The following is a 13,260-nucleotide window of genomic DNA, read 5'->3' as shown; positions in this document are numbered from 1 at the left end:
CGCCCCCGGCAAAGTAGCCTTTTTGCTCCAGCCACGCCTTAGCGGCGCTCTTCCAGCCGCCGTCCTGCACAAAAATAAACGCCGCTTCAGTGCCGGGCGGAATGATGTCCGGCTCCACAGCGGGCAGATTCAGCTCCGGCTTTGGCGGGGCCGAAACCTTTTTGGCCGGAGCCTCGCGCCGCTCCGTTGCGGGCGCCCCTTCCACGAGAATCTTGTTCGCGCAGTGGGGGCACTTGACGTTAAACCGGCCACTGGCCGGGATCTTCTCATCCGGAATATTCAGCACATTCTGGCATGACGAGCAGGTCACCTGCATAGCCGCCTCCCTGAAGCGCCGCAAAAGCGGCGGGCTACTCCTTGCCGTAATCGTTGTCAATCTCCAAGCCGGAGATATCCGTCACCTGATCACCGCGCAGGGTCTTAATTCTATCAAGCCGCTGCATCAACGCGGACTTGTCGGATGCATAGATGGTCGCCGTATCCTCGCTGATTTTTCCCTCCTCAAACAGCCGGGCCAGACATTGGTCAAATGTCATCATGCCGAAGGTCTCGGAGGTTTCCAGCACGTTGTAGAACGTCTTCTCCGGCGTTTCGCCGTTGACGATGATGTCCTTGATGCGCAGGTTGTTGCGCAGGATTTCAAAAGCCGCCACGCGCCCGCCGCCCTCCTTGGGGCACAGGCGCTGGGAGACGACGAACTTCACACTTTCACCAAGGCGCTGGCGCACAAGGTGCTCTTCGGACGGCTCAAACATGCCGATGATGCGGTTGATGGTCTGCCCCGTGTCGGACGTATGCAGCGTGCCGAGGACAAGATGCCCCGTCTCAGCCGCCTGCATGGCGATTTCGATGGTTTCGTTATCGCGGATTTCGCCGACGAGGATGACCTTGGGCGCTTGGCGCAACGCCGCGCGAAGGCCCGAGGCGAAACTATCGAAGTCCTGCCCCATTTCGCGCTGGTTCACGGTACCCATCTTGTGCGGGTGGACGAATTCAACAGGGTCTTCAAGGGTGAGGATATGGACAGGGAATTGGGCGTTGATGGAATCGATAAGCGCGGCAAGGGTGGTTGATTTACCACTGCCCGTGGAGCCGGTAACGAGGATGAGGCCAAATTTCTCCAGCGCCATCTCCTCAAAGATGCCCGGCAGTCCCAGCTTTTCAAATGTCGGCACGTCCGTGGACAACTGGCGCATCACGATGGACAGCGAACCACGCTGGCTGAAAATATTCACCCTAAACCGCGCGCGGCCCAAAAGCTCGTACGACAAATCGCATGAGCCGTGCTGGACAAGGTCGTCATAGACGCGCTGGTTGCGCCCCATCATGCAGAAGGCGCAGGATTCGGTCTGGTTTGGCGACAGCGCCCCAAGGCCGGGGTCCAGTTCCACATCGGTCAATTTGCCGTGCACCTCGGCCTGCAGCGGCTTTCCCGCCACGAAAAAGATGTCCGAGGTATCGGGATTGGCGTCCAGCACCTGCCCGATGACATGGTCCAATTGCGAACGCAGCATGACAGCCCCTCCGTCAGCCTTCGGTGAAGTCGTTCGGGTCCTTTGTCAGGTACTGCTTGAACTTGCTCTTCTCCACCGCCTTTTCGTAGGCATCGTTGGGGTCGATCATGCCCTTCTGGAGCAGACGCAGGATTTCGTCGTCAAGCGTCTGCATGCCGTAGCGTTTGCCGGTCTCGATGACGGAGTTGAGCTGGAAGGTCTTGTTCTCGCGGATGAGGTTGCGCACGGACGGGATGCCGATGAGGATTTCCAACGCGGCCACGCGGCCCTTGGTATCCACGCGCTTGAACAGGTTCTGCGCCACCACGGCGCGCAGTGCCTCGGACAGTCCGGCGCGAATCTGCGCCTGCAGGTCGCCGGGGAACACCTCGATAATACGGTCCACGGTCTTTGCCGCCGAGATGGTATGCAAGGTGGAAAACACCAAGTGGCCGGTCTCTGCCGCCTCAAGGGCCAGCTGGATGGTCTCCAGGTCGCGCATTTCGCCAACGAGGATGACGTCCGGGTCCTCACGGAGCGCGCCGCGCAGGGCGGCGGAGAAGCTCTTGGTGTCGCGCCCGAGTTCACGCTGGTTGATTAGGCTCTGGTTGGGAGTGTGGACGAACTCGATAGGGTCTTCGATGGTCAGGATATGCTGACGGCGCATCCTGTTGCAGTAGTCCACCATCGCAGCAAGGGTGGTGGACTTACCGCTACCGGTCGGGCCAGTCACAAGGACAAGTCCCTTGGGGAGCAAGCAGAGGCTGCGGAGCACCTCCGGCAGGGCAAGGTCTTCGATGGTCAGAATCTTCTGCGGAATTTCGCGGAAGACGCCTGCGATGCCTCGGGATTGGTTGAAGAAGTTCACCCTGTAGCGGGCGAGGTTCGGGACCTCGTAGGCGAAGTCGATATCGCCTGTTTCCTCAAATTCCTTCACCTTGGCTTCCGGGGTGATTTCAAACAGGAGCTTTTTGAGTTCATCATGCTCAAGCACCTTGTATTTCACCCGTTCCAGCTCACCATGCAGTCGAATGATGGGCTGGCTGCCACTGGAGAGATGGAGGTCCGACGCCCCCATCTCATGCATCATCTTAAAGAACGCATCAATCTGAGCCATACGGCACCCCCGCAGTTAACGCACTGCATTTATGGCACAACACAATGCTATGCCACAACCCCATGGCACTAGGCCTCACGCTCTTCATCTAACCAGTTCTTATAGAATTTGTACAGGTAATTCCCGCCAGAGAACACTGTGAGCACAAGCGCGATGTAGAGGAAGAAGGTGCCGATGCCGACCGGATCAAAGCCAAACCATTCAAAATGCAACAGCAAAGGACACAGTGCCAGAATCTGAATAACGGTTTTCAGCTTGCCGTACTTGTCCGCCGCAAGGACCATACCCATGTCCGACGCCACGGCGCGAAGGCCCGTCACCGTCGTTTCGCGGGCAACAATGATGATAACCACCCACGCGGGCACCCAGCCCAGCTCCACCAGCATAATCAGCACGGAGCCGACCAGAATCTTGTCCGCAAGCGGATCGAGAAATTTGCCGAAATTGGTCACCATGCCCAGACGGCGCGCCACAAGGCCGTCGAACAGGTCCGTCAGGGATGCGATGATGAAGACCAGCATGGCCAACAGACAGGTCATCTTGGTGGGAAAATACAACAGGAGAACGATTACGGGTACACCAAGAATGCGCGCAAGGGTGAGCTTGTTCGCCAGGTTGAGCTCGATCATTAGGGTTTGCCGCCTTTGAGTCGTTTATAGATGGAAAGTACTTTTTGGACGTATTGCCGGGTTTCGGGGAAAGGGGGGATGCCGTCGTATCGCTCGACCTGCTTGGGACCGGCGTTGTACGCGGCAAGAGCAAGCGCGTTGTCGCCAAAGCGGCGCAGCTGCTCCTTAAGGTACTTCACCCCGGCCTCGATGTTGTCTTCCATGTCGAAAGGCTTTTTGAGGCCAAGGTCCTTGCCTGTCGCGGGCATGATTTGCATAAGCCCCTGAGCGCCCTTGTGCGACACGGCGTCTGGTTCAAAATTCGACTCCACCTCGATGACTGCGGCGACGAGGTTGGAATCCACCCCGTGACGGCGGGACATGCGCTTCACCACGCGCATAATCTCGTCACGGCTCTTATCCGGAAAATTGCGGAACACCGCAAACACGCTGTACGCGGTCGAGGAGGGCCGGTTCGTAAAGTGGAACCCGCCCTCCTCGTCAACGTAATAATACATCTTGCCCGCGCGAGCATCCGTGGCGGACATCGCAAGTGATGCCGCCAGCATGACACCGGCTGTCGCTATGGCCAGGGGTCGGCGCATACGGCTCCCGCAGGCTAGAGGCCCGGACCGCGCCATACGGCGCAGGCGGACTACACGTGAATGGTGGACACCGCTTCGAGGCTATTCTCGGCGGCTTCGCTAATCTTCTTGGCGATCTTCAGCAGAGCGTCCTTGGCGGGGGTCTCCTCGTCAAGGTACACCACGGGCTTGCCGATGTCGCTGGCGACGACGGTGGCCGGGTCCAGCGGAATGGCGCCGAGGAACGGAATGCCGTACTTCTCGGCCAGCTTTTCGCCGCCGCCCTTCTTGAAGAGGGAAATCTCCTCATGGCAGTGCGGACAGACCAGCCCACTCATGTTCTCCACCACGCCAAGGACGCTGGCATGGGCATACTGCAGGAAATTGCAGGCCTTGCGCACGTCGGCGAGGGACAGCTCCTGCGGGGTGGTCACCACCACACACAGGGCGTCCGGGATGGTCTTGAGCACGGTCATGTGCTCGTCGCCGGTTCCGGGCGGAGAGTCGATAACCAAAAAGTCCAGCTCGCCCCACGTGACGTCGGAGATAAACTGGCGGATGGCGGACGTTTTCATGGGACCGCGCCACAGCACGGCCTGGTCCGTATCCTTAAGCAGGCTGTCCATGGAAACAGCGGAAAGATTCTCGTTGTATTCCTTGGGCTTGATGAGGCCGCCACGCTCGTCGCCGTCCAGCTGGCCGGACAGGCCGAGCAGACGCGGCACACTGGGACCGTGGATGTCCACGTCCATGATGCCAACCTTGTAGCCCAGCTTGGCCAGCGCGGCCGCAACGTTCACAGTGACGGAGCTCTTGCCCACGCCGCCCTTGCCGCTCATGATGAACAGCTTGTACTTGATCTTCTCCAGCGTGCTGGAGATCATCTGGTCCTGAATCATCTGCTTGGCGTTCGGCTTATTTTCGCCGCCGCCACCAGACGAACAGGAGCTGCATCCGGATTGGGTCATTGTCTCTCGCCTCTTCGTAGTTACGCTTTGACGTTCACACCGTAACGGTACCAGTACGTGTGCCGTCCGACATTCGGGCGGCGGTCAGTCCTCAAGGATAATGCCTCCATGGCCGTTGACCAGTAGGGGCGCAGAATCTTTTCACTGAACCGACTGAAATATGTTTTGGCCTGCGCTCCCGCAGGGCTCCCCTGCCCGGCCAACGCGGCGCGCCGCCACACTGTGGTGCGGCCCGGCTTGCAGGTTTGGGCACACTGTGTCACCCGAAAAGTGACGCACTGCGGGGCCTATCGCCTGCTACACGTGCGCACGAACACGCGAAACGCGGTCCAGCAGCATCACCATGGCAAAGCCGACGGCCATCAGGAATACGGCAAAGAGGAAATCCCCGTCAAATGCCGGGAGCACGTTGGCATCGCGCAGGACGTGCGCCTTGCCACGGATGACCTGTGTCTCCAGCACCTCTTTCCACGGCCACACCTTGCGCGCCGCACCAAGCATAACGCCGGTCAAACACGCGATGGTCTGGGCGTGCCAGCGATGCAGGAACACATGCAAAAGGCGCGAGAAAGCTGCGATGCCAAGAGCACAACCACAGGCAAATACGCCGAGTGTCAGCAGATTATCAAGGACGAACGGATTGCGGAGCGCCCCTGTTATATACTCGTATTTTCCAAGGATCAAAAGCAGAAAGGCGCCGCTGATGCCGGGAAGAATCATCGCGCAGATGGCAATCATCCCGCACAGCATGACAAACCACCACGATTCCGGCGTGGTGACGGGTATCATCCCCACAATGAACCAACTGCCCACCGCGCCAAGAACCAGCGAAGCCACGGCCCCGGCGTTCCACTCCTCCACCCGGCGGCTCACCACGATGATGGACGCGGCAATCAGCCCGAGGAACAGGGACCAAATCTCCACCGGATGCTGCTTGAGCAGCGTATTCATCAGCCCCGCCATGGACACCAGCGCCGCACCCAGCCCAAAGAGCAAAGGCAGCAAAAAGCGCAGGTGCACCTCTTTGGCCGCGCCCGTAAAATTCAGGCGCAACGCGGCGCTGATGGCGCGCAGATTCACCGAGCGGATGGCCGCGATGAGGTCCTCGTAAATGCCGGTGATAAAGGCCACCGTCCCGCCGGACACACCGGGGACAATATCCGCGGCCCCCATGCAAAAGCCCTTGCAGGCCAGCGCAAAGGCGCGACGGGGAGAGTCCGGCCCCGGACCGGAAAGCAAGGCCTGAAGAAATGTCATGTTCTGTCCGTTGGATTCAGGTTCACGAGGAGCAGGCATGGCGCGCTACCAGCCGTGCGAGCCAATAAGATCGACAAAGACCACGTTCCCCATATTCTCCTGCGTCACCGCGCCGTTTTCCTTGCGGGCAACGATGAGGCTCTGCTGGCGGCGCGATGCGCCAACCGGGATGATGAGCTTTCCGGGGTCGGCCAGTTGGTCCAAAAGCGGCTGGGGCAGCTCCGGCCCGCCAGCCGTCACGATAATGCGGTCGAACGGAGCTTCCTCGGGCCAGCCAAGGGTGCCGTCGTCCAGCTTGAGGGAAACGCCAAAATACCGAAGGCGCGTCATCTTGTTTCGCGCGGCGACGTGCAACTCGCGGATGCGCTCCACGGTGAAGACCTCCGCCCCCATATGCGCCAGCACAGCGGCCTGATAGCCAGACCCCGTGCCGATTTCCAGCACGCGCATACCGGGCTTCACGTCCAGCAGCTGGCTCATCAGCGCCACCATATACGGCTGCGAGATGGTCTGCTTAAACCCTATGGGTATGGGATGATCTTCGTAGGCCTGCGCCTGCATAGCCTCATCCACAAAAAGGTGACGCTTCACCGTGCGCATGGCGTCCAGCACCGCCGGGTCGGTAATGCCCCGCCCTTCGATCTGCTCGCGCACCATGCGTTCCCTATTCCGTCGTAAATCAATTTGAACCATGCAGTTGTATCCTCAAAGAGTGCTGCCAAGGCGCCCGTTCAGACCATCCTGAAGCAGGGCGACTTTGGCGCGTGCCATGCTGACCAGATTTCTTCAATCAAGTCAATATACTCTGCCGCGCACGGCGCAAAGCACTTGACAGGAACAAGGGCGCAGGGAGACTATGATTCATGTAAAAAAAGGAGTCCCCATGCTGAAAGTCAAGGACCTGATGACACAGGACGTCTTTACCCTCCGCGAGATGGACACCATCAAGACGGCCCGTTCCATGATGTCCCTCGCCCGCATCCGGCACATTCCCATCGTCTCGGACGATATGGAATTCAAGGGCCTGCTGACACACAGGGACATACTCTCCGCCACCTTATCGCAGTTTGCGGAGGTGGACAGGAAAACGCAAGACGAAATCGACGCGGGCATTCCCATCCGGGAAATCATGCGGACCGACGTCACCGCCGTCATCCCGGAAACGCCCCTGCAGGACGCCGCAGAAGTTCTGCTCCACCACAAATACGGCTGTCTGCCCGTGGTGGACGAGGATAAACTCGTGGGCATCATCACGGAAGCGGACTTCCTGCAAATGACCATCCGCCTCATGGAAGCGCTGGACCTCGAAGCCGAGGACTAGCGCCAACGGCCAACGGCGGCGCGCAGCCCTGTGCTTCCTGCGCCGCGGGCTGGCGCGGTTGCAGGCACCCAAAAACACGCCCATGTGCAGCGGCGTAGCGGCGCGGCAGAAGCCGCGTCGGGATGCCTTGTCCCGTCCGTCCCCGCATCCCCGGGGCCCCACGTGACCTCTCCGCGCACAGACGCCCCACCCCACTCACACAAGAAAACCCCCGCGTTACCATGACGCGGGGGCTTTTTCTGGAATTTTCATGGAGCGGCGCGCAGGGGCGCAGCCGCGCTACAGGTCGAAGGCGGTGTTTCCGAGGGGGCGGTCGCCAGCCAACTCGCTCATCTCGTTGATGAGGTCGATGGTTTTGCGGGCTTCCTCCTCTTCGACCTTGCTGATGGCAAAACCGGCGTGCACCAGCACATACTCGCCAATGGCGGGCTTGTCCTGCATCAGCATAAGCGAACACTTCACAAAGGTCTGGCTGTCGCCAACCTGAACCATGGCCAGTTCTTCTTCAAGGAGTTCCGTCACCTTGCAGGGCGTTGCCAAGCACATATTCGCACCTCGTCCACTCGTTATGCGGGATTCTTCACGGCACACCGTCCACCGGCGGCCTCCACTTCCTTCACCGCCATCGCCATCATTTCAGGGATGCGCGACGTCAGCTCCTCGCTGATTTCGAGGGACGGCTCGGACTGGTAGTCCTTCGGTTCAATGCCGACGATAATCGCGGAGGGCTTGTGGCCGGTGATCAGCTCACAACAGCACAAGGTCTCCAGCAGGTCCATGTCGTGCACGGAGTTCTTAAAGGCCAGCGACAGCCGCAAATCCTCGCCATCCAGCCGGTACAGCGTACCCGGCTCGTGGCCATTGATCACGGCATCAAGGATAATGACATGGTCCGCCTGCGAAATAAGGTCCGTCAGGATAAGACCACGCACTCCCCCGTCCACCAGCTGGACGTTGTCCGAGAACTCGTACTCTTCTTGGAGGCGCTCTACCACCCGTACGCCTATTCCTTCGTCGCGCAGCAGGATGTTGCCGCAACCCAGCACAAGAATCTTTGTCGTATCAGTCACTCGAACTCCTGAAGATCATGGAATAACAGAGACCCGGCCCGTGAATTCGGGCCGGGTCCATTGTTAAACGATTCAAACGTGATGTCTACCCTCTTTAGCAGACCTTGAACTTGTAGGTCTCGTTGCTTTCGGGATCGATCACATGCACGCCACAGGCGATGCAGGGGTCGTAGGAGTGGACGGTACGCAGGATTTCGACAGGACGCTTGGGATCGAACACCGGAGTGCCGATGAGCGCTTCCTCAACGGGGCTGAGGGTGCCGTCGTCGCTGCGCGGGCCAAGGTTCCAAGTGGACGGAACGACCAGCTGGAAGTTCTTGATCTTGCCGCCTTCAATTTCAACCCAGTGCGACAGGGTGCCGCGCGGTGCGTTGACGAGGCCAACGCCGAAGGCCTTGTCGGGCATCTCGAAGGGCGCCACGATGTCGGTCTTGCCCATGGAGACGTTCTTCTCAAGCTGCTCGATCCAGTTGACCATCTCGTCGCCGATGACCTTGGTCTCGATGCAACGGGCGGCGGTACGGCCGAGGGTGGAGAACAGGGCTTCGGGGCCAACGCCGAGGGTGCTGAGCACCTTGTTGACCACTTCCACAGTGGGCTTGTGGCCGCGGCCGTAGGCAACCAGTACCTGTGCCAGCGGACCAACTTCGGTGGCCTTGTCGTTGTAGCGGGGAGCCTTCATCCAGCTGTACTTGCCGGTGTCTTCGGAGGTCATGCGGTCCATGCCGGTGTATTCCGGCTCCGTGACGCCGTGCCACGGATGCTTGGGATCGCCGTCCTTGTACCAGCTGTACTTGACGCTTTCCTCGATCTTCTTGAGGTCGAAGTCGTGGATGTTGGCGATGTCGCGGTTGTAGATAACGCCGGAGGGCATGAAGCGGCTGTACATGTCGGCTTCGTCGGTGGGGAACTCGCCGCAGCTCTGGAAGTGCGTGGTTCCACCGATGCCGCCCCAATCGAGGTAGTACGGAGCAACGGCCAGAATGTCCGGCAGGTAGGTGTTGTTCACGAACTCGATGGTTTCCTGATACAGCGCCTTGAACTGCGCCAGATTTTCCTTCTTCAGGGCGTCGTAGCAGGTGATGCCGCCCTCGTAGAGGCTCTGGGTATGCGGGTTCTTGCCGCCGATGATGGCCATCATACGTGCAGGCAGGATCTGAAGCTTCAGGGCCTGCAGGTAGTGATGGGTGGCCAGCAGGTTGAGTTCCGGCGGCAGCTTGTACGCGGCGTGGGGCTCCAGGAAGTACGCATTGGAGAAGATGCCCAGCTGGCCGGAGCCAACGAACTTCTTCAGACGCGCCTGCGTCTCTTCCAGTTCCTTCACGGTGTGCTTGCGGTGGCCAAGGCCTGCGCCGTTGGCGAGGTCTGCCGCGCCCTTGGGGCTGGCGGACAGCGCGCTGACAACGTCGACCCAGTCGAGGGCATGGAGGTGATAGAAGTGGACAATGTGGTCATGCATAAACTGCGCGCCAAGGAGCATGTTGCGCAGGATGCGGCCAGACTCGGGGATGCGCTTGTCAACGCCGATGGCGTTGTCCACACAACGGGTGGACGCGAGGGCGTGCACGTGGGTGCACACGCCACAGGCGCGCTGAGTGAAGTGCTTGGCGTCGCGGGGGTCACGGCCCTGGAGGATCAACTCCAAGCCACGGAACAGCTGCGAGCTGGACCACGCGTTCTTGACGCGACCGTTTTCCACTTCCACTTCGATGCGGAGGTGGCCCTCGATTCTGTTAATGGGATCGATAACGACTTTACCGGTGTAATCCCCGACAGGAGTTACCGGGGCCGCTTTGGACTTACAACCAGCCATAACTTCCTCCTAAATGATAGTTCAAGCGTCTTCTGTTAACCAGTGTGTTCTACAATTCCACGCTAGTAGATGTCGTAGAACGGGCTCATCTCATCCCAGAAATCAGGCTCGGAGCAGCCGATGCAGGGATGGCCGGCCTGGATGGGGAAGCTGACCTGGTTGAACAGAACCTTCGGGCAGTTGTTGAACGTGTTGGGGCCTTTGCAACCCAGCTCGTACAAGCAGTAGCCCTTTCTGGCTTCTTCGGAATCGAAGGAGGGGGCGAAAAGTCCTTCCTCAAAGTATTTGAGGCGGGGGCAGTTTTCGTGAACAGTTGCGCCGTAGAAGAGGTAGGGACGGCCGTAATCGTCGAGCTCGGGCATACCCTTGGTGATGTAGTGCACCACGGTACCGATGAAGCTCATGGGGTTGGGCGGGCAACCGGGGACGTTGATCATCGGGGCGCCGCCGAGGGCTTCGCTGCAGCCCTTTGCACCGGTGGGGTTCGGGGCAGCCTTCTGAACGCCGCCGTAGGCGGCACAGGTGCCGATGGCGATGGTTGCCAGAGCCTTGGGGTAAATCTCCTGCAGGGTGGAGTACATGGTCTTGCCGCCGACCTTGCCGTAGATGCCGCCGTCCTTGGTGGGCACGCCGCCCTCGAGGACCAGAACGAACTTGCCTTCTTTCTCGTGGACGGTCTTGTGCAGGACTTCTTCGATGGCTTCACCGGCGCACTGCATGAGGGTCTCATGATAATCGAGGGAGATGACATCAAACAGAACCGTCGCGATATCCGGCTCGGTGCTTCGCAGGACGGACTCGGAGCAGCCCGTACATTCGGCGAAATGCAGCCAGATAACCGTCGGCCGCTCTTTAGCGGTGAGGGCTTCCGCCACGCGGGCGGGAGTGAAGGACGCATCCGCAGCCATAGCGGCGGATACAGCGGCACAGAACTTCATGAACTCACGGCGTGAAATCCCTTTTGCTTTCAGGGCTTCCATGACGTCATGCTTACCGCTACCAATTGAACATTTCATAAGACACCTCCATAGTTACCAAACAGCGGCGGACCAATCCGCCAAAGAAAAACTGGCGTTCCATCCTACCGTTCAAGTGTTTATGGAATCAGCACTGCACGAATGGTATTTCCTGTTGAATGAGCACAAATACAGTACCCAGTCAATGGAATCGGCCATTTTTTTTCAGTAAAACGCCATATATTTGCGCATTTTGCATGATGGTTGAAATGGTATGTCAATCGGTATCACAACTCAGTAAATCGTATTCACTTCTTAAACGGCATTCACTGAATGCCGTATAAGCCTCTGATTTGAGTGAGTAAACAATTTTTCCATACAAGAGAACTATGGAATAATCCACCCCCTATCGAAATTTTTTCCATCAGTCGTACTACGTTGCCACCCAATGCGCGCATCATCGTAATTGCCTTTTTCCGCGTCGCACAGCAGTTTCGTCGAATATCCGACACCATGCTCTACCCGCGTGCGACAAAATGTTGCCGAGGGTTGGCATAAGCCCCTGAAAACGGTATCCATCAAAGCCGAACCCAACGGCAAACCGTCCTCGCAGAGGACTCGTTCAACCTGAAATCCGTCATTACAGAGCAATAGTAGAATGAAAAAACTCGTAACAGTCTCAATCCTCGTGTTTCTCCTTGCAGCGGTAGCCGTGGGCGGCATCCTCTACCTCAAGGACAGACGCGCCCCCGAGCTGACCCTGACACCCGGTGAAGGCTACCTCGGTGCGGAATCCTCGTTCTCCCTCACCGCCGTGGACCCCACAACCGGTATCAAAAACCTGTCCGTCATCGCCACGCAGAAAGGCCGCAGCGTTGCCCTGCTCAAGCAGGACACCTTCGCCAATCCGCTGGAAGCAACAGTGGAATTCGATCTCTCGCAGACCAAATTCCGCAACGGCCCGGTCAGCATCACGGTTTCCGCCACGGACCGTTCCATCTACAACATGGGACAGGGCAACACCGCCAACCAGACGTGGGAATTTGAACTGGATACCAAGAAGCCCCGCGTTATCGTCCTTTCCGGACAGCACAACCTGAACAGGGGCGGCTCCGGCTGCGTTGCCTACACCGTCAATGAGGATGTCTCCAAGTCCGGCGTGCAGATTGGCGACGAGTTCTTCCGTGGGTACAAGCAGGCAAACGGCAATTACCTCTGCCTGTTCGCCTTCCCGCAGGATATGACCGTGGAGCAGTTCTCCCCGGTGCTCATCGCTACGGACAAGGCAGGAAACACCCGGAAGGACTCCTTCTACTACCACGTCAACGACCGGAAATTCCGGCACGACGTCATCAACCTGCCCGACCGCTTCCTCAACGCCAAGATGCCCCAGTTCGAGGACGAGTTCCCCAACGCGCCCACACAGCTGGAACGCTATCTGATGGTCAACCGCGAACTGCGCGTGAAAAACCGCGCGGCAATGCACAAGCTCGGCAGCGAAAGCACAGCGACCCCCATGTGGGAAGGCCGCTTCTCCCGCCTGCCAAACGCCGCCAACCGCGCCGGATTCGGCGACCGCCGCACCTACAAGTACGCCGGTAAGGACGTGGACCATCAGACCCACCTCGGTATCGACCTCGCCTCCGTGCGCCACGCGCCCATCCCCGCCGCCAACAACGGTAAGGTTGTGCACACCGGCTTCTTCGGCATCTACGGCGAAAGCGTTGTCATCGACCACGGCCTTGGACTTATGAGCCTCTACTCGCACATGAGCAGCATCGACGTCAGCGTCGGCGATATGGTCAAAAAGAACCAGATCATCGGCCGCACAGGCGCAACCGGCCTCGCCGGCGGCGACCACCTCCACTTTGGCGTCTTCGTCGGCGGCGTGCCCGTCAACCCCATCGAATGGTGGGATGGACGGTGGATTGACAACAACATCACCTCGCGCATGAACTAACCGACACCCTCACCCTTCCAAACGCATCAAGGGCGCTCCCGATACATCAGGAGCGCCCATTTTTCGTGGTGCTTTGGCCCACCGGGGCGGCGACGCCCACCCATTTTTCCCTC

At 59.1% G+C, this 13,260-nt stretch carries 14 protein-coding genes; 2 read left to right on the top strand and 12 right to left on the bottom strand.

Features of this window, described 5'->3' with window-relative positions; translation table 11 throughout:
- The 8 genes from ACY69P_RS07455 to ACY69P_RS07420 all read right to left on the bottom strand — a co-directional run.
- On the bottom strand, positions 1 to 316 hold a 316-nt coding region (locus tag ACY69P_RS07455), incomplete at its 3' end, for a zinc-ribbon domain-containing protein (RefSeq protein WP_462327036.1).
- Positions 317 to 350: 34 nt separating this feature from the next.
- A complete protein-coding gene (locus ACY69P_RS07450; RefSeq protein ID WP_462327035.1) occupies positions 351 to 1,514 on the bottom strand; it encodes a type IV pilus twitching motility protein PilT in 1,164 nt (387 codons plus the stop codon).
- Between the two features lie 13 nt (positions 1,515 to 1,527).
- Positions 1,528 to 2,610, bottom strand: a complete 1,083-nt coding sequence (locus ACY69P_RS07445) for a type IV pilus twitching motility protein PilT (RefSeq protein ID WP_404844781.1) — start codon at positions 2,608 to 2,610, stop codon at positions 1,528 to 1,530.
- Positions 2,611 to 2,678: 68 nt separating this feature from the next.
- Positions 2,679 to 3,239, bottom strand: coding sequence for a CDP-diacylglycerol--glycerol-3-phosphate 3-phosphatidyltransferase (pgsA, locus tag ACY69P_RS07440; protein ID WP_404844780.1), 561 nt, complete (start codon positions 3,237 to 3,239; stop codon positions 2,679 to 2,681).
- On the bottom strand, positions 3,239 to 3,823 hold the full coding sequence (locus ACY69P_RS07435) for a lytic transglycosylase domain-containing protein (RefSeq protein ID WP_459899645.1): 585 nt from the start codon (positions 3,821 to 3,823) through the stop codon (positions 3,239 to 3,241). Before ACY69P_RS07435 ends, pgsA begins: the two co-directional genes overlap by 1 nt.
- A gap of 50 nt (positions 3,824 to 3,873) precedes the next feature.
- Positions 3,874 to 4,770, bottom strand: coding sequence for an Mrp/NBP35 family ATP-binding protein (locus tag ACY69P_RS07430; protein ID WP_459899644.1), 897 nt, complete (start codon positions 4,768 to 4,770; stop codon positions 3,874 to 3,876).
- 297 nt (positions 4,771 to 5,067) lie between these two features.
- On the bottom strand, positions 5,068 to 6,027 hold the full coding sequence (locus tag ACY69P_RS07425) for a DUF368 domain-containing protein (RefSeq protein ID WP_462327034.1): 960 nt from the start codon (positions 6,025 to 6,027) through the stop codon (positions 5,068 to 5,070).
- A gap of 45 nt (positions 6,028 to 6,072) precedes the next feature.
- Positions 6,073 to 6,720: a protein-L-isoaspartate(D-aspartate) O-methyltransferase gene (locus ACY69P_RS07420; protein WP_459899640.1), complete on the bottom strand. Its 648-nt coding sequence runs from the start codon at positions 6,718 to 6,720 to the stop codon at positions 6,073 to 6,075.
- 190 nt (positions 6,721 to 6,910) lie between these two features.
- Between ACY69P_RS07420 and ACY69P_RS07415 the strand changes: the two genes are divergently transcribed.
- On the top strand, positions 6,911 to 7,348 hold the full coding sequence (locus tag ACY69P_RS07415; protein WP_404844775.1) for a CBS domain-containing protein: 438 nt from the start codon (positions 6,911 to 6,913) through the stop codon (positions 7,346 to 7,348).
- Positions 7,349 to 7,627: 279 nt separating this feature from the next.
- On the opposite strand, the gene ACY69P_RS07410 is transcribed toward ACY69P_RS07415, so the two are convergent.
- The 4 genes from ACY69P_RS07410 to ACY69P_RS07395 form a co-directional block, all read right to left on the bottom strand.
- Positions 7,628 to 7,894 (bottom strand): HypC/HybG/HupF family hydrogenase formation chaperone, encoded by a 267-nt coding sequence (locus ACY69P_RS07410; RefSeq protein ID WP_404844774.1) that lies wholly within the window; start codon positions 7,892 to 7,894, stop codon positions 7,628 to 7,630.
- Positions 7,895 to 7,914: 20 nt separating this feature from the next.
- Entirely contained in the window at positions 7,915 to 8,418 is a 504-nt protein-coding gene (locus ACY69P_RS07405) for a HyaD/HybD family hydrogenase maturation endopeptidase (protein ID WP_404844773.1), read from the bottom strand.
- Between the two features lie 94 nt (positions 8,419 to 8,512).
- Entirely contained in the window at positions 8,513 to 10,231 is a 1,719-nt protein-coding gene (locus ACY69P_RS07400; protein ID WP_459899637.1) for a nickel-dependent hydrogenase large subunit, read from the bottom strand.
- A 62-nt stretch (positions 10,232 to 10,293) separates the two neighbouring features.
- The gene (locus ACY69P_RS07395) at positions 10,294 to 11,247 is read right to left on the bottom strand and encodes a hydrogenase small subunit (protein ID WP_459899635.1); all 954 of its coding nucleotides are present in this window, start codon (positions 11,245 to 11,247) and stop codon (positions 10,294 to 10,296) included.
- Between the two features lie 598 nt (positions 11,248 to 11,845).
- Between ACY69P_RS07395 and ACY69P_RS07390 the strand changes: the two genes are divergently transcribed.
- Positions 11,846 to 13,147 carry a M23 family metallopeptidase gene (locus ACY69P_RS07390; protein WP_462327033.1) on the top strand — a complete coding sequence of 434 codons (1,302 nt, stop codon included), beginning with the start codon at positions 11,846 to 11,848 and terminating at the stop codon, positions 13,145 to 13,147.
- Positions 13,148 to 13,260: the final 113 nt, after the last annotated feature.

The organism is Desulfobaculum sp., assembly GCF_054921475.1.
Note: the sequence above shows the minus strand (reverse complement) of the source record. Positions and strands in the feature narration are given on the sequence as shown.

Bases quoted from the DNA above. Each gene is read 5' to 3' on its own strand.
- ACY69P_RS07450 (WP_462327035.1), bottom strand. From the start codon at position 1,514: ATGCTGCGTTCGCAATTGGACCATGTCATCGGGCAGGTGCTGGACGCC.
- ACY69P_RS07400 (WP_459899637.1), bottom strand. From the start codon at position 10,231: ATGGCTGGTTGTAAGTCCAAAGCGGCCCCGGTAACTCCTGTCGGGGAT.
- pgsA (WP_404844780.1), bottom strand. From the start codon at position 3,239: ATGATCGAGCTCAACCTGGCGAACAAGCTCACCCTTGCGCGCATTCTT.
- ACY69P_RS07395 (WP_459899635.1), bottom strand. From the start codon at position 11,247: ATGAAATGTTCAATTGGTAGCGGTAAGCATGACGTCATGGAAGCCCTG.
- ACY69P_RS07425 (WP_462327034.1), bottom strand. From the start codon at position 6,027: ATGACATTTCTTCAGGCCTTGCTTTCCGGTCCGGGGCCGGACTCTCCC.
- ACY69P_RS07420 (WP_459899640.1), bottom strand. From the start codon at position 6,720: ATGGTTCAAATTGATTTACGACGGAATAGGGAACGCATGGTGCGCGAG.
- ACY69P_RS07415 (WP_404844775.1), top strand. From the start codon at position 6,911: ATGCTGAAAGTCAAGGACCTGATGACACAGGACGTCTTTACCCTCCGC.
- ACY69P_RS07410 (WP_404844774.1), bottom strand. From the start codon at position 7,894: ATGTGCTTGGCAACGCCCTGCAAGGTGACGGAACTCCTTGAAGAAGAA.
- ACY69P_RS07445 (WP_404844781.1), bottom strand. From the start codon at position 2,610: ATGGCTCAGATTGATGCGTTCTTTAAGATGATGCATGAGATGGGGGCG.
- ACY69P_RS07435 (WP_459899645.1), bottom strand. From the start codon at position 3,823: ATGCGCCGACCCCTGGCCATAGCGACAGCCGGTGTCATGCTGGCGGCA.
- ACY69P_RS07430 (WP_459899644.1), bottom strand. From the start codon at position 4,770: ATGACCCAATCCGGATGCAGCTCCTGTTCGTCTGGTGGCGGCGGCGAA.
- ACY69P_RS07390 (WP_462327033.1), top strand. From the start codon at position 11,846: ATGAAAAAACTCGTAACAGTCTCAATCCTCGTGTTTCTCCTTGCAGCG.